Consider the following 22,645-nt stretch of genomic DNA (forward strand, 5'->3'; position numbering starts at 1 on the left):
CGCTGACGGCGGCGTGCGGGTCGCCGGGGACCGGCCCCGGCACCGTCAGCACCAGGTCGTCGACGCGGCCGCCCGCGCTGTCGGCCGTGACCCGGGCCAGCGCCCGCTGGTGCAGTTCCTGGGGCGGCGGCCGGTACCCGCTGCGCAGGATCGTGGCGACGGCCCGCATGTACGCCGGGACGGCCGGCCCGCGCCGGGCGGGCGGGGGCGGCGCGATCCGGCCGTAGACGGCGTTGTTCCGGCCGCAGTCGAGGGGGTGGGCACGCAGCCGCTCCCAGGTCTCGTGGTCCGCGTGCAGGTCGAGCAGGAGGGTCGTCGCGCCGGTCGGGCGCAGCCGCAGCTCCTCCCCCAGCCAGTGCCAGGGCAGGGCGGTGTAGCGGACGGTGGCCGGGGTGGTGCGGGCCAGCGCCAGGTGCGGCAGGTGCTGGCGGCGGTCGGTCTGGAGCTGGCCGGTGATGTACAGGGTCAGCGGTCCTGGGGCGGCCGCGGCGGCGCGCAGCCGGGTGAGGACGGCCTGCGGGTCGAGCGGGTCGGCCAGTTCGACGACGTTGGCGGTGTCCGTGCCGGACAGCACCGGGGGCTCCACGGCCGCGAGGACGGGGAGCACCGAGGCCGCGTCCACCAGGCGCCCCTTGCCCACGGGCGACGCCGCCAGCAACAGCACGGTTCCGGGCATGTCCCCTCCCCCTGATCGATCACGTACGTCAGCACGGTAACCGCTGCGGGTACGAAGAGGGGCACTCACCGGCGAACCTTCACTACCGCCGGGCACCGCACCGTCCGGTCCGCGGGCCCCGCACCGTCCGGTCCGCGAGCGCGGTGCCGTCGTGTCAGCGGGCGCGGTGCCGTGGTGTCAGCGGGCACGGCGGCCCGGACGCCGGCGGGGCTGCTCGTCGTCCGTGCGGCGGCGGACCGCGAAGACCGTCGTGTCGTCGCCGAGCCGTCCCGAACAGTGCCGGAGCGTGCCGTCGCGGACGAGGCGGACCAGGCGGCGCGGCGCGGTGACGCGCGGATCGGCGGCGACGGCGCGGGCCACGTCGTCGCCGTGCCGGTAGAAGCAGCCCCGCTGGTCGCGGGCCTCGGTCACCCCGTCCGTGACCAGCAGCAGCGTCTCGTCGGCGGCGAGGGACACCCGGCGCACCGGCGGCGGCCCGGAGCCGAGTTCGGCGAGGCCAAGCGGCAGCCCGCCGGTCACCTCCACCTGCCGTACGCCGCCCGGTCCGACCGCGAGCGGGGGTTCGTGTCCGAAGACGACGATGTCGACGGCGTCCGGCGCGTCCTGCGGGAACCCGATCAGCACGGCCGTGGCGAACCGGTCGCCTTCGGCGCGGCCCAGCGCCGCGGTGTGGCAGCGGTGCCGCATCATCCGCGTCTCCAGCCGCTCGGCGACGGTGTCGAGGTCCGCCTCGTGGTAGCCGGCCTCGCGGAACGCGCCGAGCAGCGCCGCCGCCGTCTCGACCGCGCCCAGCCCCTTGCCCTGCACGTCGCCGATGAGGACCCGGGTGCCGTGCGGGCCGGGCTGGATGTCGTAGAAGTCGCCGCCGACCCGGGCCTCGGTGTCCGCGGCGAGGTAGACCGCGGCGTGGTCGAGGCCGCCCCAGCCGGGCGGCAGCGGCCGCAGCACGACCCGCCGGGTGGTGTCGGCGACGTCGCGGATGTGCAGCATGCGCCGCTCCCCGCGGACCCGCAGCGCGCACGCGAGCGTGGCCAGCAGCCCGCCCACGGCGACGAGGATGAAGTCGGGCAGCCCGCTCTGGTACTGGTGCGGCCAGGCGCTGTCCACGACGAAGTACGCGACGACCGCGAGGACCGCGTAGACGGCCGTGCCCCACACCCCGCAGATCGCGGCGGCGATCCCGGGGACCAGCACGATCCAGGAGATCATCCGGAACTGCCCGCCGGTGTTGGCGTCGGCGGTCGCGACGGCGAACAGCAGCAGCAGCGGCGGCACCCAGCCGACGCTCCGGCCGCGTACCCGCACCATCTGGTGGCGGTGGACGGCACCCGGGTCGCCCGAGAGCCGGCCGAGCCGTCCGAGCGTCCGGGCGCTCACCGGCCTCCTCGGCCTCCTCGGGACGCGACGCCTCACCCGCCCAGCGAAACACGCGCCCCCGCCGCCCGCATCCTGAGTTGCCCGGCCGCCGCGGGGGGTGTGCGCTGGTAGGCGGGGGCGGAGAGAGAGGAGTCCCCTGATGGCTCATGCGGAACCCGCGTCCGTGCGGACGCCGACGAAGCGGCCGGGCCGGCCGGGCAGCAACCCGACCGACATCTTCGGCGTGAGGACGCACCTGGTGGCGAAGTGGGCGCTGCCCCTCGTGACGGGCCTGGTCTACGGCTTCTGGGCCGCGGCCAACCGCCGGCACGGCGGCGAGATCACCGGCGGCAACATGCTCTTCGGGTGGCTGACCGCGCTGGTGTTCATCGCGCTGTTCATCGCCGTGGGCCTGGTCGCGGAACGGCTCCGGCGCGAGCAGCACGCCCTGCTGTGGGGAGCGTTCATCGGCAGCGCGGTGGGATTCCTGATCTACCAGTCCGGGCGGAGCCTGATCCAGTCCGCGGGCATCGGCCTGGCGGTCGCCGCGGGCGTGTTCCTGACCTGCTTCTACCGCTACTACACGCACGAGGACGGCGAGGGGAACCGGATCGCCTGAGCCGACGCGACGGCTCGGGCGACCGGCTGTGAGGGGCAGGAGACGGTGAGGGGCGGGAGACGGAGTCCGTCTCCCGCCCCTCACCGTCGGCCGGCTCAGTGGCCGGGGCAGTCCCGTACCCACTGCCCGTGGGTGTCGATGTAGGCGGCGGTCGCCCAGCCACCGGTGCCTTCGAGCCAGTACCAGTACGGATTGCCCTCGACGCTCTGCCCCTGGACCGCGCACACGACGCGGTCGCGGGTGCCCGGCGCGAGCCGGTCCACGGCGGCGGAGTGGCTGGTGGGTGCCTCCCGCACCGCGAGGGCGGTGGGCGAGGTGACGGTGCCGGGGACGGGACCGTCACCGGCCGCCGCGCCTGTGACGCCGGCGGTGAGGACACCGCCGGTGAACAGCGCCGCGGTGAGGGCCCGCAGGGCCGGAGAGCTGCGCATGATCGCCTCCATTCTCCCCCGCTCCAGGTAACACCCGTTCGGGTGACGCCTCCACCGGAGAACGGAAACCGCAGGTGGGAGGGGCGGGGCCGCGGCAGGCCGCTCGGCCGGGGCCCCGTCCGGCCGTTCGGCCACCCGTTCGGCTCAGGGGATGCCGCCGGATGCAGTCATGGTGCTCGCCCGCGCCCCCGGACCGGTCTTGCCTTGAACCGTGTCCCCACGTCTGCGCCACGCCCTGTCGGCCGTCCTCCTCGTCCTCGCCTGCCTCCTCGCCCCCTTCGGCGCCGTCGCCGGCTGGGCGGCCCACACCCTGGCCGACACCGGCCGCTACGTCGACGCCATGTCCCCCCTCGCCGCCGACCCGGACGTCCGGGACGCCGTCGCGGACACGGTGCGCGACGGTGTCTTCCAGCAGATCGACCCCGGCCCCGCCCCCGGCACCGCCCGCGCGTTCGTGCACGACGCCGCCCGGTCCTTCACCCGCACCGAGGCGTTCCGCGCGGGCTGGGACACCGCGAACCGCACCGTGCACGCCGCGCTCCTGCGGGCCCTGCGCCGCGACCGCGCCGACGGCCGCGGCGTCACCGTCGACCTGGCCCCCGTCACCGCCCGCGTCAAACACCGGCTCGCCGCCGACCACGTCCCGTTCGCCCACCGCATCCCGGTGCGGCACACCGCGGTCACCGTGCTCGACGCCCCCGAGGTCGACCGGTTGCGCGCGGGCTTCCACGCGCTGGACATCGCCGCGTTCTGGCTGCCGCTGACGGCCGTCGGCTGCGCGGTCGCCGGGATCGCCGTCGCCGCCTGCCGCCGCCGTGCCGTCACGGCCGCCGGCCTCGGCACCGCACTGGGCGGCGCGCTGCTCGGACTGGCCGTGGCGATCGGCCGCCGGCTCACCCTGGCCGAACTGCCGGGCGCGGTGCACGGCCCGGCCGCGGGCGCGGTCTACGACGCCCTGACGGCCACCCTGCGCACGGCCGCGTGGCTGCTGGTCGCCCTCGGGCTGACGGTGGCCCTGGTGTCCTGGCTCACCGGCCGCCTCGGCCGCCGCCGTGCCCGTACCGCCCCGGCCGGACCCACTGCCCCCACTGCCCCCACCGCCCCCGCCACCGCCCCGTCCGGGCCGCCCGAGCAACCTTCCGACCGCGTCCCTCGTCTTTGAGGGATGATCTGATGAAGGACCCGGTGATCGATCAGGTCCACCAGGGATCCGATCGATCGGGTCCACCAGGGATCCGGGGGGATCCGGGAAACGAGCGGAGGGCGGGGACTTGAACACGGACACGGCGGCCGCCGCGTGGGCGGGTCCCCGTACGGCGCCCCGGAGACGGACCGGGCGCCGCATCGCGATCGGGTTCGCGGCGCTGCTGTTCATCTGCCTGAGCGTGGTCCTCGGCTGCCGCACCGCCGACACCGACGGCATCACACCGGTGCCGCAGCTCCTCGCCTTCCTGCCCTGGCTGCTCGTCCCCCTGGGCGTCGCGCTGCTGCTGGCGCTCTACACGCACTGGTGGTCCGGCGTGCTCTGGGCCGTGATCCTGCTCGGCCTGCTGGCCTGGTTCCTCCAGCCGTACGGCAGGACGGGCGACCCCATCGGCCCGGCCTACGCCGAGCTGTCCGTCCTCACCTCGAACGTCGAGTTCGGCCAGGGCACCGGCTCCCTGGTCACGGCCGTCCGCCGCGAGGAACCGGACGTCGTCTTCGTCCAGGAGTGCGACGGCGCCTGCGAGAAGACGCTCCGCCGCGAGCTGGGCGAGGAGTACCCGAACCACCGGTCCGTCTCCGGCGGCGGCTCGGAGGGCTCCGTCATCCTCAGCCGCCTCGCCCTGCGCTCCGCGAAGGCCGTCGAGGGCACGATGGGGATGCCCGCGGCGATCGCGGAGGTGCGCGGCGTCGACATACGGCTCCAGCTCGCCCACCCGATGCCGCCGGTGCCGGGTCAGGTGGACGTCTGGCGCGAGGAACTGGACGCGCTGCACGACGCCGTCGCCGAGGACGACAAGACGCCCACCGTCGTGGCCGGTGACTTCAACGCCTCGCAGGACCACGCCGCGTTCCGCCCGCTGCTCGACCTGGGGCTGCGCGACGCGGCCCGGCTGGACGGCTCCGGACGGACGCCGAGCTGGCCGGCGCGGACCGCGCCGACGTTCGGCGTCCAGATCGACCACGTCCTGGTCTCGGAGGACTTCTCCTCCCGCGAGGCCCGCTTCCTGGACCTCGACGGCACCGACCACCGGGCCCTGCTCGTCGACCTCACCCTGCACCGGGCCGGCTGACCCGGCCCGGTACGGGGCCGGCCCGGTACGGGGCGGTGGGGGATCAGACGCCGATGTCCTCGCCGTCCGCGCGCCACACCGCGACGACCGCCGGGCGCACGATCTTCCCCGGCCCGTCGGGCCAGGTGCTGGCCGGCTTCTCCACGGAGGCGCCGTCGACCTCGCCGGGGTGCTGCACGGCGACCAGGACCCGCCGGTCCTGGATGACCGGCCCGCAGGTCTCGGCGCCCGTCGGCACGGTCAGGAACTGCTTCAGCTCACCGCGCCGCTCCCCGGCCGTCGCGACGCCGAAGAGGCCGTCGTGGGTGCCGAGCGCGTTGCCGTCGGTGGAGATCCACAGGTTGCCGTGGTCGTCGAAGGCCACGTTGTCCGGGCAGGAGATAGGGCTGACGGACTCCTTGGGGAACCCCGCGAAGTACGTCGCCGGGTCCTCCGGGTCACCGGCCACGAGGAACAGCGACCAGCCGAACCGCAGGCTGTCGGCCCGGCCCCGGTGCTCGGTCAGCTCCAGCACGTGCCCGTGCTTGTTGGCGTTGCGCGGGTTGGCCTCGTCGGGCCCCGCGTTGGAGCCCACACCCCGGTTGGTGTTGTTGGTGAGGGCGACGTACACCTTGCCGGTCCTCGGCGAGGGCTCGATGTCCTCGGGCCGGTCCATCTTGGTGGCGCCGGCCTTGTCCCCGGCGAGCCGCGTGAAGACGCAGACCTCCTCGGCGGTCATCCCCTCGACGTGCGAGACGGCGCCGTGCCCGTCGGCGGTGACCAGCGGGATCCAGACACCGCTGCCGTCGAACTCGCCGTCGCCCGGCAGCGCGCCGGTGCCGTCGATCTCGGCGGCGGGGGAGTCACCGGTCAGCTTGGCGACGTAGAGCGTCCCCTCGTCGAGCAGCGAGAGGTTGTGCTCGCGGACGGCACGGCCACTGCCCTTCCGCATCCGCCTGCTGCCGACGAACTTGTAGAAGTAGTCGAACCGCTCGTCGTCGCCGGTGTAGACGACCGGCCGCCCGTCGGAGGTCAGCCGCACGGTCGCGGCCTCGTGCTTGAACCGGCCGAGCAGCGAGTGCTTGCGGGGAGTGGAGTCCGGGTCGTACGGGTCGAACTCGACGACGTACCCGAACCGGTGCACCTCGTTGGGTTCCTGGGCCACGTCGAACCGCTTGTCGAACCGCTCCCACTTGCGCTCGGTGGCGCCGGTGCCGATGCCGTACCGCTTGTCGGTGGTGCGGCCGCTGTTGGCGAAGTACTGGTTGAAGTTCTCCTCGCCGTGCAGGGTCGTGCCCCACGGGGTGGTGCCGCCGGAGCAGTTGTTCAGCGTGCCGAGCACCTTGCGGCCGGTGCGGTCGACGGAGGTCTTCACCAGGTCGGACCCGGCGGCGGGCCCGGTGAGCCGGAACTCGGTGGTGACGGTGACGCGCCGGTTGAGGGAGTGCCGCGGTACGACGCTCAGCTTCCCGTTCTTGCTCTCCCCCTCCACCACGACCGCGGAGAGTCCGTGCGCGGCCCACGCGATCTCGACCTGCTCGCGGGTCGGGTTGTCGGCGTCGTAGCCGCGGAACATGAGGACTTCGTCGGTGTACTCGTGGTTGGCGACGAGCAGCTGCCGGTTCCGCTCGTCCAGCGGCAGCAGCGCGAGGAAGTCGTTGTTGTACCCGAACTGCCCGGCCTGCGCCTTCGCGGTCTGCTTCTCCGGGTCGAAGGCGGGGGCGCCGCGCAGGATGGGCTCGCCCCAGCGGACGACGACGTTCTGCCGGTACCCGTCCGGCACGGTCACGGCGTCGTTCTGGTTGGGCGCGACGGGCGTGAAGCGGAGCCCGCGGGCGCCCTCGGGTTTGGACCCGTGCCCGTGGCCGTGGCCGTTCCCCCTGCCCTTCCCGGCCGCGGGGGTGGCGTGCGCCTGCGGGGCGCCGCCGACGGTGACGGCTCCGGCGCCCGCCGCGACGACCGTGACGGCGGCCGCGGCCCGCATCATCGCGCGGCGGCCGATCGCGCCGGCGATGACGTCACCGACGTACTCGTTGTCACTGGTGTTGGGCACCTCGTGGAAGCAGGCGTCCCCACACCGGAAGCGGCAGGTCATGGCGGACCGGCCGCCAGGGTGGGAACCGGACGGTGTTCCGATCAACGGCAGCAGCTTGCGCACTTTGCTCTCCCCTTGGATGCCCTTGGTGTCAGCGTGACCGTAGGAGCACATATGTGCGGCAGCCGGGCGCGGACGTGAACAGCGGTTGAACGCGGGACAACCGTAGGGAAGTTGATCGGAGTCGCGACGTGACAGACGGCCCGTCCGAATGCGGCCCTTGACGTGCGCGTGCCCTCTGTGCCAGACCGTGCCCTGGAACGGAAGCGGAGGCCGCTAACCTTACGTGTCCGTCCTGGCCAGGGATTGACGGGCATCAACTCATGCGAAGGGTTGCGCACATGGGCATTCTCACTCTCCTGCGGAACGCGTTCGGCCGCTCACGCAAAGCGCGGGCCGCCCAGGCGGAGGAGGCCGCTCAGGAGACGGCCCCCGCGCCGGAACCCACGGAGCCGAGGGTCCCGGCCCAGTCGACGCAGCCACCCGCCGCGCCGGAGCGGCCGTCCGCGCCCGCCCCGGCGGACGTACCGGAGCCGCGCACACCCGCCGAGGCCGCACCCGAGCCGCGCGCGACCACCGAGGACGTACCCGAGCCGCGCACGGCCGCCGAGGACGAGCACGAACTGGTGACGGCGGCCTTCGACAAGATCACGGTCCCGAACCCGTCCCGAGAACCGAACCCGACCGACGCCACGGCCCCGGAGCCGGAGCCGGAGCCGGAGCCGAAGCCGGAGCCGGAGCCGGAGCAGGAGCCCGCCGAGAACACCGCGGCCACCCCGGAACCGGAACCGGAACCGACCCCGGAACCGGAACCGGAACCGACCCCGGAGCCGGTGTCCGCCGAGACTCCCGTCGCCACCCCGGAACCGGTTCGGGTACCGGAACCTGAACCGGAACCGGAACCGGCCCAGGAGGCAGAGCCCACCCCGGAGCCGAAGTCGATCGAGACCCCCGCTCCCACCCCGGAGCCGGAGCCCTCCCCCTCCCCTTCTCCCTCCCCCGAAGTAACGGTCACCCCGTCCTCCCCCGCGGCCGCCGACGCGCAGGACGCCCCACAGGGGCCACCCGCACCCGACGACGAGAGCCGCACGGGTGGTGCGGGTGGGAACACAGACCCGGCCGACGGCGAAGCCGAGGCCAAGAAACCCGCCACCCCCGCGACCCGCGTAAGAACCCGCGCACCCCACCTCTCCACCGCCTACAAGGCAGCCACCACCGCCCTCCGCAAGAACGACCTCACCGGCACCCGCGCCCGCGTCTACCTGGTCCTCGACCGCTCCGCCAGCATGCGCCCGTACTACAAGGACGGCTCCGCCCAGGCCCTCGCCGAGCAGACCCTCGCCCTCGCCGCCCACGTCGACCCGGACCCCACCGTCCACGTCACCTTCTTCTCGACGGAGGTCGACGGCACCATCGACCTCACCCTCACCGACCACGAGAACAGAATCGACACCGCGCACGCGGAGCTCGGCCGCATGGGCCGTACCAGCTACCACGCCGCCGTGGCCGACGTCATCGCCACGCACGACAAGAGCGAGGACCCCACCGCCCCCGCCCTGGTGGTGTTCCAGACGGACGGCGCCCCGGACGCGAAGACCCCGGCCACCCAGGCCCTGACGGACGCGGCGAAGAGCCACCCCGGCGTCTTCTTCTCCTTCGTCGCCTTCGGTGACCCGGAGAACAAGGCGTTCGACTACCTCCGCAAGCTCAAGACGGACAACGCGGCCCACTTCCTGGCCGGCGAGACCCCCCGCGAGCTGACGGACAAGGAGCTGTACGAGGGCATCCTGGCCGCCTGGCGCCCGTAACAGCACCTCACAGCACTTCACAGCACCCGGCGAGTGGACGGAACCCTCCCGTCCACTCGCCGAAACGCATGTGAGCCGATCTTCACGGGCCACGTAGAATTCCGCCCATGGCGGCCACTGGAACCGAGAAGCAGGGTGGCAAGGCGTTCTACGTCAGCACCCCCATTTACTACGTCAACGACGCTCCTCACCTGGGCCACGCCTATACGACCGTCGCAGGCGACGTGCTCACCCGCTGGCACCGTCAGCGCGGCGAGAAGGTGTGGTACCTCACCGGCACGGACGAGCACGGTCAGAAGATCATGCGCACCGCGGAGGCGAACGGCGTCAGCCCGCAGCAGTGGGCCGACAAGCTCGTCACCGAGTCCTGGGAGCCCCTCTGGAAGCACCTGGACATCGCGAACGACGATTTCATCCGCACCACGCAGAAGCGGCACACCGACCGCGTCCAGGAGTTCGTGCAGGACCTGTACGACAAGGGCGAGATCTACAAGGGCGGCTACGAGGGCCCGTACTGCGTGGGCTGCGAGGAGTACAAGCTCCCCGGCGAGCTGCTCGACGGCGAGGGCGAGTACGCGGGCCAGAAGCTGTGCCCGATCCACAAGAAGCCGGTGGAGATCCTCAGCGAGGAGAACTACTTCTTCAAGCTGAGCGAGTACGGCGAGAAGCTCCTCGCCCACTACGAGGCGAACCCCGGTTTCATCCAGCCGGAGTCCGCGCGCAACGAGGTCCTGAACTTCGTCCGCCAGGGCCTGCAGGACCTCTCCATCTCCCGCTCCACCTTCGACTGGGGCATCCCGATCCCCTGGGACACCAAGCACGTCATCTACGTGTGGGTCGACGCGCTCCTGAACTACGCGACGGCGGTCGGCTACAACGAGAACCAGCGGAAGTTCGAGGAGACCTTCCCCGCCGACGTGCACCTGGTCGGCAAGGACATCCTCCGCTTCCACGCGGTGATCTGGCCGGCGATGCTGATGGCGCAGGGGCTCCCCCTGCCCGGCAAGGTCGCCGCGAACGGCTGGCTGATGGTCGGCGGCGAGAAGATGTCGAAGTCGAACCTGACCGGCATCAAGCCGCAGGATCTGACCTCGCACTTCGGGGTGGACGCGTACCGCTGGTACTTCCTGCGCGCGATCGCCTTCGGCCAGGACGGCTCCTTCTCGTGGGAGGACTTCTCGGCCCGCTACACCAGCGAGCTGGCGAACGACTACGGCAACCTGGCCTCCCGCGTGGCGGCCATGGTCGGCAAGTACTTCGGCGGTGCCCTGCTCGAGTCGACGGCGGACGGCGAGGCCGAGCAGGCGATCAAGGACGGCCTGGCGAAGGCCGTCGCGGAGGCCGACCGGAAGATCGGCGAGGAGCTGGACTTCCAGGGCGGCATCCTGGCCGTCTTCGACTTCGTGAAGCAGGTCAACGGCTACATCACGGAGCAGGAGCCGTGGAAGGTGGCCAAGGACGACTCGCCGGAGGGCAGGGCCCGCCTCGCGACGATCCTCTACACGGCCGCGGAGTCCCTCCGCGCGGTGGCGGTCCTCCTCAACCCGATCATGCCGGAGACCTCCGCCAAGCTCTGGGACTCCCTCGGCGCGGAACCGGCCCTGGGCGCCCTGGCGGCCCAGAGCGTCGCCTCCGCCGCCACCTGGGGCACCCTGCCCGCCGGCTCCACCGTCACCAAGGGCGCGGTCCTCTTCCCCCGCCTGGAGGAGAAGCCGGCGTCCTGACCCCGGGACGACCCGGACGACCCGGACGACCGATGCCGAGGGCCCGCAGGGAACATCCCGTTTCCCGCGGGCCCTCGGCATGATGGACCCATGACCGAGATCCACACCCCCCGCCTGCTCCTCCGCCGCTGGACCGACGACGACCTCGTGCCGATGGCCGAGATCAACGCCGACCCGGCGGTGATGCGCTGGGTCGGCGACGGCTCCGTACGCGACCTGGAACGCACCGCGGAGGACATCGAGCGGTGGGAGGAGGAGTGGGACGAGGAGGGGTTCGGACTCTTCGCCGTCGAACTGCTCGGCTCCGGTGAACTGGCCGGCGTCACGGGCCTGACCGTGCCGGAGTACCTGCCGGAGGCAGGAGCCACCCCCGCGATCGGCTGGCGCCTGGGCCGGCAGTACTGGGGTCAGGGCTATGCCTCCGAGGCCGCCCAGGCCACCCTGGAGTTCGCCCTCCAGGACCGCGGTCTCGACCGCGTCGTCGGCATCGCCCGGCTCGGCGACCACGCCTCCGCCAACATCATGCGCAAACTCGGCATGGTGGCGGACCACGAAACGACCCACCCCGAGTACGGCCACCCCCTGACCGTCCACACCATCGACCTCACGGAGTACGAGGCGTAGCACCGCACATCCCTCAGGTACCACCCCGCACGGCGACCACCTCGGGAGTTCCCATGGCCCTGTTCGGCAACGCCCACAGCATCGACCCCGCCCAGGCGGCCCAGGAGTACGCGCGGCTGCTCGGCCACGGCGAGACGGTGCACGCCGCGTACCTGCTGATCCGCGACACCATCCTCTTCACCGACCGGCGGCTGATCCTGGTCGACAAGCAGGGCATCACCGGCAAGAAGACGGAGTACCACTCCGTGCCGTACCGCAGCATCACCCACTTCTCCGTGGAGACGGCCGGCCACTTCGACCTTGACGCCGAACTGAAGATCTGGCTCTCCGGCACCCCGGCCCCCTTGCAGAAGACCTTCACCAAGGGCGTCGACATCTACGAGGTCCAGGCCATCCTGACCCAGTTCGTGGCCCGCTGACCGCTTCACACGACCCCACCGGCGCCACCACTGCCGCTTCACGCCACATTTACCCGACGTATAAGGTTTGCTCACCCGTGCGGCCATCGAACGCACATGCACCGCACGGGTGTGCGTCACGGTCACAGCCGACCGGTACGCAGCCGAGTCCTTACCGCGTACCGAGGGAATGTCGTGAAGCGCATCCTCATCCGCTCCGGGAAGAGCCCGCTCCGCGAGGCCACCCCGACGGAGTTCATCCAGCAGGACCTGATCGGCACGAACACGGGCAACCTGCTGTTCAGCGACTCCGCCCACAAGATGCTCACGACGCCGGACACCGAGGTGACCAGCAACGGCATCCGCACCGACCACTCCGCCCGCCGTGCCGCGGAGATAAACGAGCAGTACGACGTCTTCGTCGTCCCCCTCGCCAACGCCTTCCGGCCCAGCTTCCACGCCTCCCTCGACCGGCTGTCCACCCTGATCGAGCAACTGACCATCCCCGTCGTGGTCTTCGGCGTCGGTGCCCAGGCCCCCGACGACTACGACACCGACTGGCTCGGCCCGATAGAGGCGTCCGTCAAGCGCTTCGCCGCCGCGGTCCTCGAACGCTCCGCCTCCATCGGCGTCCGCGGCGAGCTGACCGCCGGCTACCTGAACCGCCTCGGCTTCAAGGACGTCGACATCATCGGCTGCCCGTCGATGTTCCTGTACGGCGCCACGTTCCCCGAGATCCGCACCGCGGAGCTGACCGCCGACTCCCGGATAGCGATCAACCTCTCCCCGGACGCGATACCCGTCGGCGACATTTCCGGCATCGCCCGGCACGCCTGGGAGCGCTATCCGCACCTCACGTACTACGCGCAGAACACCGAGGACGCCGAGCTGCTGCTCTGGGGCGACACCAGCCCCGAGGCGGGCCTGACCGACCCCTTCCCGCGCCACCTCACCCACCCCCTGCTGCGCGAGAACAAGGTCCGCATGCCCCTGGACCCGGCGAGCTGGATCGAGGAGCTGCGCGGCTACGACTTCGCCTACGGCACCCGCATCCACGGCAACGTCGCGGCACTGCTGGCCGGCACCCCGAGCGTCGTCCTCACCCATGACTCGCGCACCCTGGAGCTGTGCCGGTACTTCGACATCCCGCACCGGCCGCTGACCGAGCTGACCGCGGGCACCGACCCGCGCGAGCTGTACGAGGGCGCCGACTTCTCCGCCATGCTCAAGGGCCACGGCGAGCGCTTCGACCGGATCGTCGCCTTCCTCGACCGCAACGGCCTGGAGAACACGTACACGCACGGCGACGGCGGCGCCGCCTTCGAGGAGCGGATGGCCGCCCTGGACCTGCCCGCGTCGATGCCCGTCTGGGACGGCACGGACGACGGACAGCTCCGCTACCGCTTCAGCCGGCTGCGCGAGCAGATCACCGCCGCCGGTGAGAAGACCCGGGAGCAGGCCCGCAAGCAGGCCAAGGAGAACAAGGACCTGCGGGCCAGGCTGGCCGCCGCCGAGAAGCGCGCCGGTGAGACGGCGAAGCAGCTCGACACCGTCGCCGCGGAACTGGCCGCCGCCCGCAAGGCGCTGACCGCCGTGGAGCGCAAGGTCGCCGGCATCGACAAGCGGCTCCTGGTCCGCCTGGGCCCGGCCCTGCGCCGCCGCACCCGCAAGCTGGGCGGCGGCACGGAGGACTGACGTACGGCGACGCGGCGTACGACGACGAGGAGGGGCCCGGGACGGCTGTCCGTCCCGGGCCCCTCTCCGCCGTGCCGTACCGGCGACTGCTACTTCGGCTGCGGCTTCCGCACCGAAAGGTGCAGCTCGCGCAGGCGGGACTCGTCCAGCTCCGTCGGGGCGCCCATCATCAGGTCCTGGGCGTTGCCGTTGAGCGGGAAGGCGATCGTCTCGCGGATGTTGGGCTCGTCCGCGAGGAGCATGACGATGCGGTCGACGCCGGGGGCGATGCCACCGTGCGGCGGGGCGCCGAAGCGGAGCGCGCGGAGCATGCCCGCGAACTCCCGCTCGACCGTCTCGGCGTCGTACCCGGCGATCTCGAACGCCTTCAGCATGATGTCCGGCTCGTGGTTCCGGATCGCGCCGGAGGACAGCTCGACGCCGTTGCAGACGATGTCGTACTGCCAGGCAAGGATGTCCAGGGGGTCGGAGGACTGAAGGGCCTCCATGCCGCCCTGCGGCATCGAGAACGGGTTGTGGGAGAAGTCGATCTTCCCCGTCTCCTCGTCCTTCTCGTACATCGGGAAGTCGACGATCCAGCAGAAGCGGAAGACGTCGGACTCGAAGTGACCGGCGCGCTTGGCGGCCTCGACCCGCACCGCGCCCATGATCTTGGAGACCTCGTCGAACTCGCCCGCGCCGAAGAACACGGCGTGGCCGGCGGCCAGCCCCAACCGCTTCGTCAGCTCCGTCACGTTCTCCTCGGTGAGGAACTTCGCGATCGGGCCGGTCAGCGAGCCGTCCTCGGCGACCCGGACCCAGGCCAGGCCCTTCGCGCCCTGGGAGACCGCGTAGTCACCGAGCTGGTCGAAGAACTTGCGGGGCTGGCCGGAGACGTCCGGCACCGGCAGCGCGCGCACGTGCTTGCCGGCGAACGCCTTGAACTCCGAGCCCTCGAAGACGTCGGTGATGTCGACCAGTTCGAGCTGGGCGCGCAGGTCCGGCTTGTCGGAGCCGTACTTCAGCATCGCCTCGCGGAACGGGATGCGGGGGAAGGGGGACGTGACCTCTCGGCCACCCCCGAACTCCGTGAAGAGTTCCGTCATCAGCTTCTCGATCGGCTGGAAGACGTCCTCCTGCTCGACGAAGCTCATCTCGACGTCGAGCTGGTAGAACTCGCCCGGCGAGCGGTCCGCGCGGGCGTCCTCGTCGCGGAAGCAGGGCGCGATCTGGAAGTACCGGTCGAAGCCGGAGATCATCAGCAGCTGCTTGAACTGCTGCGGCGCCTGCGGGAGCGCGTAGAAACGGCCCGCGTGCAGCCGGGAGGGGACCACGAAGTCGCGGGCGCCCTCGGGCGAGGTGGCGGTCAGGATCGGCGTCGCCATCTCGTTGAAGCCGAGCGCCACCATCTTGCTGCGGATCGAGGAGATCACCTGCGTGCGCAGCATGATGTTGCGGTGCATCCGCTCGCGGCGCAGGTCCAGGAAGCGGTACTCCAGGCGCCGCTCCTCGTTCACCCCGTCCTCGGTGTTGATGGTGAAGGGCAGCGGCTGGGCGGCGCCGAGCAGCTCGACCTCGCCCACCTCGACCTCGACCTCGCCGGTGGGCAGGTCGGGGTTGACGTTGTCGGTACCGCGCGAGACGACCTTGCCGTCGACCCGGACGGTCGACTCCTTGGTCAGCTTGTCCAGCGCCTCGTAGGCGTCCGTCCCCGGACGGGCGACGAGCTGGGTGATGCCGTGGTGATCGCGCAGATCGATGAAGAGGATGCCGCCCAGGTCGCGCCGATTGTGCAGCCAGCCGCTCAGCCGGACGTCGGTGCCGACGTCAGAGGCGCGGAGCTCGCCGCAGGTGTGGGACCTGTACCGATGCATCGTCGTTTCATCCAGTCTTCGCGGATCGGGGTCGGTGACTCACGTGTCTCACGGTGGGTGTTTCACGTGAAACAACCCCAGCGTACCGGGCACCCGGTCCCGGCTTCCTCCCCGTTACCCCGGCTGCCGCCAGGACGACCGGTGAGCGACCGGCGGCCGACCGGTGGCAGCGCTGATCACAGCTTCTTAGAGTGGGGCAATGCGTACTGGTGAGCCACTGCCCGGTCTGGGGGACGTGCTGGCCGCCCTCGCGACCGGCCTGTGGCACTGGGACACCGCCACCGAACTCGTCACGGTCGACGCGGAGGCCGCACGGCTGCTCGGCCTGCCCGCCCGCCGGACCGAGCTGCACCAGGCCCAGGTACGGGCCCGGCTGCACCCCGTCGACTGGAACGAGATCACCGGCGTCATCCGCCTCGCCGCCACCGAGGGCACCCTCGCCGAGGTACGCATCCGCGTCATGGACGACCAGGGCCACGTCGTCCGCGTCGTCCGCAGCCGCTCCAAGCCCTCCTACGACGCCGGCAGCAAGGCGTACCGCCTCATCGGCACCCTCCAGGAGGTCACCGACCCGGCGCCGGGCACCCCCGCCGGGCGCTCCACCGTCACCGGCGACTGGCGCCGCTCCCGGGAGGCGTTCCTGCTGGACGCCGGGAGGGCGCTGGCCGAGGCACGGTCGACGGAGGAGGTGCTGCGGGTCGCGGCGGGGTTGTCCATGCCCGGCTTCTCCCCCGAGGGACTCGCGGTCTTCGGCGTCGAGGGCGACCGGCTGACCATGATCGGCCACCGCACCGAGCCGGAGCGGGGCGAGAGCCCGTTCGCTGAGATGGGTCTGGAGACGGACTACCCGGCCGCCGAGGTCGCCCGCACCGGCCGCGCCGTCTACCTCTCCTCCCCCGAGGAGTACGCCGCCCGCTACCCGCTCGTCTATCCGCTCGCCGAGCGCTTCCACCGGCGCTCCTGGGCGTTCCTGCCGCTCACCGTGGCGGGCCGCACGATGGGTGCCTGGCTCGCGGCCTTCTCCTACCCGGTGGCGTTCACCCCGGACGAGCGGTCGGTGCTGACGACCGTGGCCCGGATGATGGCGCAGGCCCTGTCCCGGGCGAGCGCCGACGAGACCCAGCGCGAGCTGACCGACGGCCTCCAGCGCTCCATGCTGCCCGCGCTCGGCCCCGAGATCCCCGGCGTCAGCATCGCCGCCCGCTACGTCCCCACCGGCGGCGGCCTCCAGGTCGGCGGCGACTGGTACGACGTGATCCCGCTGCCCCAGGACCGCCTCGCCCTGGTCATCGGCGACGTCCAGGGCCACGACGTCCGGGCGGCCGGGCTCATGGGCCAGCTCCGCATCGCCCTGCGCGCCTACGCCTCCGAGGGCCACCGCCCCGACGCGGTCCTCTCCCGCGCCTCCCGCTTCTTCCACGGCCTCACCCACTCCGCCGAGGACCCCGGCGACCTCCGCTTCGCGACCTGCCTCTACGTCGAGTTCGACCCCGCGACCGGAACGGTGGAGGCCGCGCGGGCCGGCCACCTCGACCCGGCGGTGCGGATGACCGACGGCACGGTGCTGGTCCGGGCGACGGCCGGCGGGCTGCCGCTCGGCATCGACCCGGACTGCGACTACCCCACCACCCGCCTCGCCGTGGAGCCCGGCGAGACGCTGCTGCTCCTCACGGACGGACTGCTGGAGACCGGCGGCCACGACCTGGACACCGGCTGGCGGCGGCTGCGCACGGTGCTGGAGGAGCACGGCAGGGGCGCCCGGGAGCACGCCGGTGACCTGGAGGAACTGGCCGACGCCCTGGTCCGGGCCGTGCACGGGCCGCCGTCCCACCACACCACGGGGCCGCTCGCCGACCGGCGGGAGGACGACCTCGCCCTGGTGCTGCTCTGCCGCCCGGGGGACGACGAGAGCTGCGGCGAGGGCGCCTCCGCCCGCCCGCCCCGGCGCCGCACGATGCTGTCGGTGGCGCAGGCCGAGCCGGAGCGGATCGGCACCGCCCGCCGCCATCTGCGGGACCTGCTGCACGACTGGCCCAGCGAGGACCAGAAGGACTCCGCGGTCCTGCTGCTCTCCGAGACGCTCACCAACGTCCTGGTGCACACCGACGCCGACGCGCTGGTGGTCGCCGAGGTCACCGGCGCCCCCGGCGAGCGGCGCATCCGGGTCGAGGTCACCGACAACGGCGAGGAGCTGCCGCACCGCCGCCGCCCCGGCGAGATGGCGTCCTCGGGTCGCGGTCTGATGCTGATCGAGATGCTCGCCGACGAGTGGGGCGTCGCCCCGCGCGGCGCGGGCAAGAGCATCTGGTTCGACCTCTACGAGGGTTCCACCGGCCCGGAGCTTGCCGTGTCCGTGTAGCGGTCCTGCAACTCCCGTACGATCCCGAACCCGGCGGCGGTCAGCGGCACCGCGAGCAGCATCCCGACGATCCCCGCGACCGAGGCGCCCGCGGTCAGCGCGAGCAGCACCACCACCGGGTGCATGTGCACGGTCCGGCTCTGGATCACCGGCTGGAGCACGTGCCCCTCAAGGAGCTGCACGGCCACCACCACGCCCAGCACCCACAGGGCGATGACGAACCCCCGGTCGGCCAGCGCGACCAGCACCGCCGCCGCACCCGACAGGAACGCCCCGAGATAGGGGATGTAGGCGCCGACGAAGACCAGCGCGCCCAGCCCGAGCGCGCCCGGCACCCGCAGTACGAGCAGCCCGACGGTGATGCAGACCGCGTCGATCAGCGCGATGAAGGTGGTGCCCCGCATGAACCCCTCGACCGCCTCGAAGGCCCGCCGGGCCATCGCCTCGGTCATGTCGGCGCCGCTGTGCGGCACCAGCGCCCGGACGGTGCTCACCGCCCGGTCGGAGTCGCGCAGGAAGAAGAAGACCAGGAGCAGGGCGAGGACGGCCATGGCGATCGTCTCGCCGACGACGCTGACGCCGCTGATCACACCGGAGGCCGCGGTGCCGCCGAACTTGCCGAGCAGTTCCCGGGCGTTCGAGGCGAGGTCGTCCAGGGAGGTGCCGGCGGCGCCGAAGTGGCCGGCGAGGTCCTGGGCGGAGGTCCGCAGCGAGTCGACGATCTGGTCGCCGCTGTCGACGAGGGCCGCGACGACGATGTAGACGGCGCCGCCGACCACGACCAGCACCGCGAAGCAGGTGAGCAGGGCCGCCAGCGACCGCTGTACGTGGGCCGCGACCAGCCGCCGGTACAGCGGCCGGAGCAGGGCCGTGCCGAGCAGCGCGAGCAGCGCCGGTGTGACGGTGGTCCGGAACTCGACGCAGATCCGGATGCCGACGTAGACGACCCCGGCGGTCAGCAGGATGACGACGCACCAGGAGGCGAACCGGCGGACGGGCACGGGTAGCAACAGCACGTACCCAGCCGATCACGCCGAGGGCGGGCCGTCCCCTCGGGACGGCCCGCCCGGGTGACGTGACGTCAGGCGCCGAAGACCGGGTCCCCCGCCACCGGGGGACCCGGGACGTCAGGCGTCGGGGCCGGACTCCGACATGCCGTGCACGGCCGGGACGCTGCCGAGACGCCCCTTCTGGAAGTCCTCGAAGGCCTGCTGCAGCTCGTCGCGGGTGTTCATGACGAACGGGCCGTAGTGGACCATCGGCTCCCGGATCGGCTTCCCGCCGAGGAGGACGACCTCCAGGTCGGGGGTGTTGGCGTCCTGCTTCTCGTCCGCGCGGACGGTCAGCGAGGAGCCGGCGCCGAAGACGGCGGTCTGCCCGGTGTGGACGGGCCGGCGCTGGGTGCCGACCGTGCCGCGCCCGGCGAGGACGTAGGCCAGGCCGTTGAACTCCTCGCGCCAGGGCAGGGTCAGCTCGGCGCCCGGCGCGACCGTCGCGTGGATCATGGTGATCGGCGTGAAGGTGGAGCCGGGGCCCTGGTGGCCGTCCAGCTCACCGGCGATGACGCGGATCAGCGCGCCGCCGTCGGGCGAGGTGAGCAGCTGGACGCTGCGGCCGCGGATGTCCTGGTACTTCGGGGCCATCATCTTGTCCTTGGCCGGGAGGTTCACCCACAGCTGGAGGCCGTGGAAGAGACCGCCGGACATGACGAGGGACTCCGGCGGCGCCTCGATGTGCAGCAGGCCGGAGCCCGCCGTCATCCACTGGGTGTCGCCGTTGGTGATGGTGCCACCGCCGCCGTGGCTGTCCTGGTGGTCGAAGATGCCGTCGATGATGTAGGTGACGGTCTCGAAGCCGCGGTGCGGGTGCCAGGGGGTGCCCTTGGGCTCGCCCGGCGCGTACTCCACCTCACCCATCTGGTCCATCATGATGAACGGGTCGAGGTGGCGGTAGTTGATCCCGGCGAACGCGCGGCGCACCGGGAAGCCCTCGCCCTCGAAACCGCTGGGCGCGGTCGTGACGGTGAGCACCGGACGGGCCACGGCGTCTGCGGGCGCGGCCACTCGGGGGAGCAGCAACGGGTTCTCGACGGTCACGGCGGGCATGTCGACCTCCTTGGGCGGCGTGTGTCCCACTTTAGTTGAGCGTTGAACTTCTTGCTACCCCAGAACCGCGAAAGCCCGGAGGACATTCCCTCCGGGCTCGACTCGGGCGGTCCTGGATTCAGCCGTACATCCGGCGCATCGCAAAATCGACCATCTGTTCGACAGCCTTGGCGTCGAAGACCATCCGGTGCTCGCCCTCCATGTCGAGGACGAAGCCGTACCCGGTCGGCAGCAGGTCGAGCACCTCGGCCCCGGTGATCACGAAGTACTTGGACTCCTTGCCCGCGTACCGGCGCAGCTCCTTGAGCGTGGTGAACATCGGGATCACCGGCTGCTGCGTGTTGTGCAGGGCGAGGAACCCGGGGTTGTCGCCGCGCGGGCAGTAGACCTTCGACGTCGCGAAGACCTGCTGGAAGTCCTCGGCGGCCAGCTGCCCGGTGGTGAAGGCCCGCACCGCGTCCGCGAGCGAGGGCGGCGACGGCTCGGGGTAGGCGGGCGCCTGCTGCCCGTACCCGCCGGACATCGGCTGCTGCGGCGGCGCGTACTGCGCCTGGGGACCGGCGGTCTGGTCGTAGCCGTACATGCCGCAAAGAGTAGCGAGTGAAGAGTCACAGATGGAGCGGTCGGGGTTGCGACTTATTACCGACGGGTAGCATCATCGTAGCTACCAGCCGGTACGCGGCCGGTACGTATCGCAAGCGCGAGGATCAAGTGCCTCGCCGGTCTCGCAACGGAGCTCGCCATGGGGCACTACAAGCCGAATCTCCGCGACATCGAGTTCAACCTCTTCGAAGTCCTCGGCCGGGACAAGCTCTACGGCACCGGGCCCTTCGCGGAGATGGACGTCGACACGGCCAAGAGCATCCTGGAGGAGCTGGCCCGCCTCTCGGAGAACGAGCTGGCCGCCAGCTTCGAGGACGCCGACCGCAACCCGCCGGTCTTCGACCCCGAGACGAACACCGCCAACGTCCCGGCGTCCTTCAAGAAGAGCTACCAGGCCTTCATGGACTCCGAGTACTGGCGCCTCGGCCTGCCCGAGGAGATCGGCGGCACCACCTCGCCCCGCTCCCTGATCTGGGCGTACGCGGAGCTGATCCTCGGCGCCAACCCGGCCGTGTGGATGTACTCCTCGGGCCCCGCGTTCGCCGGCATCCTCTTCGAGGAGGGCAACGAGGTCCAGAAGCAGATCGCCAAGGTCGCCGTGGACCGCCAGTGGGGCTCCACCATGGTCCTCACCGAGCCCGACGCCGGCTCCGACGTCGGCGCCGGCCGCACCAAGGCGGTCCAGCAGGAGGACGGCTCCTGGCACATCGAGGGCGTGAAGCGCTTCATCACCTCCGGCGAGCACGACATGTCGGAGAACATCCTCCACTACGTCCTCGCCCGCCCCGAGGGCGCGGGCCCCGGCACCAAGGGCCTCTCCCTCTTCCTCGTACCGAAGTACGAGTTCGACCCCGCCACCGGCGAGCTGGGCGCGCGCAACGGCGCCTACGCCACCAACGTCGAGCACAAGATGGGCCTGAAGGTCTCCAACACCTGCGAGATGACCTTCGGCGACCGCCACCCCGCCAAGGGCTGGCTCATCGGCGACCGGCACGACGGCATCCGCCAGATGTTCCGCATCATCGAGTTCGCCCGCATGATGGTCGGCACGAAGGCGATCTCCACGCTGTCGACGGGCTACCTCAACGCGCTGGAGTACGCCAAGGAGCGCGTCCAGGGCCCGGACCTGGCCGACTTCATGGACAAGACCGCGCCCAAGGTCACCATCACCCACCACCCCGACGTCCGCCGCTCGCTCATGACGCAGAAGGCGTACGCCGAGGGCATGCGCGCCCTGGTGATGTACACCGCCTCCGTGCAGGACGCCATCCAGGTCAAGGAGGCGACCGGCGAGGACGCCGCCACCGAGCACGCCCTCAACGACCTGCTCCTGCCCATCGTCAAGGGCTACGGCTCCGAGAAGGCCTACGAGCAGCTCGCCCAGTCCCTGCAGACCTTCGGCGGCTCCGGGTTCCTCCAGGAGTACCCGATCGAGCAGTACATCCGCGACGCCAAGATCGACACCCTCTACGAGGGCACCACCGCGATCCAGGGCCAGGACTACTTCTTCCGGAAGATCGTCCGCAACCAGGGCGCCGCGCTGAACTCCCTCGCCGAGGACATCAAGAAGTTCCTCGCCCTCGCGACCGGCGGCGACGAGCTGGCCGGTGCCCGTGAGCACCTCGCCAAGGCCGCCGTCGAGCTGGAGGCCATCGTCGGCCTGATGCTCACCGACCTCGCCGCCACCGAGAGCGACGTCAAGAACATCTACAAGGTGGGCCTCAACACCACCCGCCTGCTCCTCGCCTCCGGTGACGTCGTCGTCGGCTACCTGCTGCTCAAGGGCGCCGCCGTCGCCGCCGAGAAGCTGCCGACCGCCACCGCCCGCGACAAGGCGTTCTACACCGGCAAGATCGCCGCCGCGAAGTTCTTCGCCGCGAACGTCCTGCCCGGCGTCACCATGGCCCGCAAGGTCGCCCAAGGCGTCGAGCTCGACCTGATGGAGCTGGACGAGGCCGCGTTCTAAGCCCTTTTACAGTTCCCTCACAGCAGCGCGAGGGTCCGCTCCCGGCAGACGGGAAGCGGGCCCTCGCCCGTCGTTAAG

General features: G+C 71.7%; 17 protein-coding genes and 1 pseudogene. 10 read left to right on the plus strand and 8 right to left on the minus strand.

The window, feature by feature from the left end:
- Both UW392_RS07285 and UW392_RS07290 read right to left on the minus strand, forming a co-directional pair.
- Window positions 1-676, minus strand: a pseudogene (locus UW392_RS07285) (hypothetical protein); the annotation flags it as partial.
- 177 nt (window positions 677-853) lie between these two features.
- Window positions 854-1,984, minus strand: coding sequence for a PP2C family protein-serine/threonine phosphatase (locus UW392_RS07290; protein ID WP_320774071.1), 1,131 nt, complete (start codon window positions 1,982-1,984; stop codon window positions 854-856).
- 208 nt (window positions 1,985-2,192) lie between these two features.
- Between UW392_RS07290 and UW392_RS07295 the strand changes: the two genes are divergently transcribed.
- Window positions 2,193-2,651, plus strand: coding sequence for a hypothetical protein (locus UW392_RS07295; protein ID WP_320774047.1), 459 nt, complete (start codon window positions 2,193-2,195; stop codon window positions 2,649-2,651).
- Between the two features lie 95 nt (window positions 2,652-2,746).
- Here UW392_RS07295 and UW392_RS07300 read toward each other — a convergent pair whose 3' ends face one another.
- Complete coding sequence (locus UW392_RS07300) at window positions 2,747-3,082, minus strand: SH3 domain-containing protein (protein ID WP_320774048.1); 336 nt, start codon at window positions 3,080-3,082, stop codon at window positions 2,747-2,749.
- Window positions 3,083-3,293: 211 nt separating this feature from the next.
- Here UW392_RS07300 and UW392_RS07305 point away from each other — a divergent pair, with 211 nt between their 5' ends.
- Window positions 3,294-4,244, plus strand: coding sequence for a hypothetical protein (locus tag UW392_RS07305; protein WP_320774049.1), 951 nt, complete (start codon window positions 3,294-3,296; stop codon window positions 4,242-4,244).
- A gap of 109 nt (window positions 4,245-4,353) precedes the next feature.
- On the plus strand, window positions 4,354-5,358 hold the full coding sequence (locus UW392_RS07310) for an endonuclease/exonuclease/phosphatase family protein (protein WP_414495716.1): 1,005 nt from the start codon (window positions 4,354-4,356) through the stop codon (window positions 5,356-5,358).
- Between the two features lie 43 nt (window positions 5,359-5,401).
- Here UW392_RS07310 and UW392_RS07315 read toward each other — a convergent pair whose 3' ends face one another.
- Window positions 5,402-7,495, minus strand: a complete 2,094-nt coding sequence (locus UW392_RS07315) for a PhoX family protein (RefSeq protein WP_320774050.1) — start codon at window positions 7,493-7,495, stop codon at window positions 5,402-5,404.
- Between the two features lie 278 nt (window positions 7,496-7,773).
- Between UW392_RS07315 and UW392_RS07320 the strand changes: the two genes are divergently transcribed.
- The 5 genes from UW392_RS07320 to UW392_RS07340 all read left to right on the plus strand — a co-directional run bounded on the left by UW392_RS07320 (window position 7,774) and on the right by UW392_RS07340 (window position 13,681).
- Entirely contained in the window at window positions 7,774-9,240 is a 1,467-nt protein-coding gene (locus UW392_RS07320; RefSeq protein ID WP_320774051.1) for a VWA domain-containing protein, read from the plus strand.
- Window positions 9,241-9,347: 107 nt separating this feature from the next.
- On the plus strand, window positions 9,348-10,964 hold the full coding sequence (gene metG / locus UW392_RS07325; RefSeq protein WP_320774052.1) for a methionine--tRNA ligase: 1,617 nt from the start codon (window positions 9,348-9,350) through the stop codon (window positions 10,962-10,964).
- 90 nt (window positions 10,965-11,054) lie between these two features.
- Window positions 11,055-11,588, plus strand: coding sequence for a GNAT family N-acetyltransferase (locus UW392_RS07330; protein WP_320774053.1), 534 nt, complete (start codon window positions 11,055-11,057; stop codon window positions 11,586-11,588).
- A gap of 53 nt (window positions 11,589-11,641) precedes the next feature.
- Entirely contained in the window at window positions 11,642-12,007 is a 366-nt protein-coding gene (locus UW392_RS07335) for a PH domain-containing protein (protein ID WP_320774054.1), read from the plus strand.
- Window positions 12,008-12,181: 174 nt separating this feature from the next.
- The gene (locus UW392_RS07340; RefSeq protein ID WP_320774055.1) at window positions 12,182-13,681 is read left to right on the plus strand and encodes a polysaccharide pyruvyl transferase family protein; all 1,500 of its coding nucleotides are present in this window, start codon (window positions 12,182-12,184) and stop codon (window positions 13,679-13,681) included.
- Between the two features lie 89 nt (window positions 13,682-13,770).
- On the opposite strand, the gene aspS is transcribed toward UW392_RS07340, so the two are convergent.
- Window positions 13,771-15,534: an aspartate--tRNA ligase gene (gene aspS / locus UW392_RS07345; RefSeq protein ID WP_320774056.1), complete on the minus strand. Its 1,764-nt coding sequence runs from the start codon at window positions 15,532-15,534 to the stop codon at window positions 13,771-13,773.
- Window positions 15,535-15,733: 199 nt separating this feature from the next.
- On the opposite strand from aspS, the gene UW392_RS07350 reads away from it, so the two are divergent.
- A complete protein-coding gene (locus UW392_RS07350) occupies window positions 15,734-17,893 on the plus strand; it encodes a SpoIIE family protein phosphatase (RefSeq protein ID WP_320774057.1) in 2,160 nt (719 codons plus the stop codon).
- Here the strand turns inward: UW392_RS07350 and UW392_RS07355 are convergent.
- From UW392_RS07355 to UW392_RS07365, 3 genes are all read right to left on the minus strand, one after another.
- Complete coding sequence (locus tag UW392_RS07355; protein WP_320774058.1) at window positions 17,851-18,909, minus strand: AI-2E family transporter; 1,059 nt, start codon at window positions 18,907-18,909, stop codon at window positions 17,851-17,853. The genes UW392_RS07350 and UW392_RS07355 overlap by 43 nt on opposite strands.
- A gap of 111 nt (window positions 18,910-19,020) precedes the next feature.
- Window positions 19,021-19,998 (minus strand): pirin family protein, encoded by a 978-nt coding sequence (locus UW392_RS07360; protein WP_320774059.1) that lies wholly within the window; start codon window positions 19,996-19,998, stop codon window positions 19,021-19,023.
- A gap of 118 nt (window positions 19,999-20,116) precedes the next feature.
- Complete coding sequence (locus UW392_RS07365; protein ID WP_320774060.1) at window positions 20,117-20,581, minus strand: SseB family protein; 465 nt, start codon at window positions 20,579-20,581, stop codon at window positions 20,117-20,119.
- Window positions 20,582-20,740: 159 nt separating this feature from the next.
- Between UW392_RS07365 and UW392_RS07370 the strand changes: the two genes are divergently transcribed.
- On the plus strand, window positions 20,741-22,567 hold the full coding sequence (locus tag UW392_RS07370; protein ID WP_320774061.1) for an acyl-CoA dehydrogenase: 1,827 nt from the start codon (window positions 20,741-20,743) through the stop codon (window positions 22,565-22,567).
- Window positions 22,568-22,645 lie beyond the last annotated feature (78 nt).

The sequence above is a fragment of the Streptomyces sp. CRN 30 genome (assembly GCF_034105845.1).

Bases quoted from the DNA above. Each gene is read 5' to 3' on its own strand.
- UW392_RS07365 (WP_320774060.1), bottom strand. From the start codon at position 20,581: ATGTACGGCTACGACCAGACCGCCGGTCCCCAGGCGCAGTACGCGCCG.
- UW392_RS07360 (WP_320774059.1), bottom strand. From the start codon at position 19,998: ATGCCCGCCGTGACCGTCGAGAACCCGTTGCTGCTCCCCCGAGTGGCC.
- aspS (WP_320774056.1), bottom strand. From the start codon at position 15,534: ATGCATCGGTACAGGTCCCACACCTGCGGCGAGCTCCGCGCCTCTGAC.
- UW392_RS07350 (WP_320774057.1), top strand. From the start codon at position 15,734: ATGCGTACTGGTGAGCCACTGCCCGGTCTGGGGGACGTGCTGGCCGCC.
- metG (WP_320774052.1), top strand. From the start codon at position 9,348: ATGGCGGCCACTGGAACCGAGAAGCAGGGTGGCAAGGCGTTCTACGTC.
- UW392_RS07295 (WP_320774047.1), top strand. From the start codon at position 2,193: ATGGCTCATGCGGAACCCGCGTCCGTGCGGACGCCGACGAAGCGGCCG.
- UW392_RS07370 (WP_320774061.1), top strand. From the start codon at position 20,741: ATGGGGCACTACAAGCCGAATCTCCGCGACATCGAGTTCAACCTCTTC.
- UW392_RS07290 (WP_320774071.1), bottom strand. From the start codon at position 1,984: ATGGTGCGGGTACGCGGCCGGAGCGTCGGCTGGGTGCCGCCGCTGCTG.
- UW392_RS07300 (WP_320774048.1), bottom strand. From the start codon at position 3,082: ATGCGCAGCTCTCCGGCCCTGCGGGCCCTCACCGCGGCGCTGTTCACC.
- UW392_RS07330 (WP_320774053.1), top strand. From the start codon at position 11,055: ATGACCGAGATCCACACCCCCCGCCTGCTCCTCCGCCGCTGGACCGAC.
- UW392_RS07335 (WP_320774054.1), top strand. From the start codon at position 11,642: ATGGCCCTGTTCGGCAACGCCCACAGCATCGACCCCGCCCAGGCGGCC.
- UW392_RS07320 (WP_320774051.1), top strand. From the start codon at position 7,774: ATGGGCATTCTCACTCTCCTGCGGAACGCGTTCGGCCGCTCACGCAAA.